Consider the following 244-nt stretch of genomic DNA (forward strand, 5'->3'; position numbering starts at 1 on the left):
TTGGCGACTACGCCGGCACCTGGGGCCTGATCCGGCTGCTGGAGCGGGCCCGGGTCACTCCGCTGGATGACAGCGAAACCCGCTATCGCCTGGTGCTGGAGGCCCCCGATGGCCTGGGGCTGACCTGGCACCTGCGCACCGACCTGGGCGCGGGCCCCCTGGCGCTGCTGCAACTGCGCGGCTTCAGCCTGCCGGCGCGGATCTTCCTCGAGCCCGGCGGCGCCTCGCGCCAGCTGGCGCATTA

The 244-nt window shown here is 73.4% G+C and carries 1 pseudogene; it reads left to right on the forward strand.

From position 1 onward, the window contains the following. Positions 1-244, forward strand: a pseudogene (locus ACYJSS_RS30725) (type VI secretion IcmF C-terminal domain-containing protein); the annotation flags it as partial.

This window comes from Pseudomonas sp. No.21 (assembly GCF_054558415.1).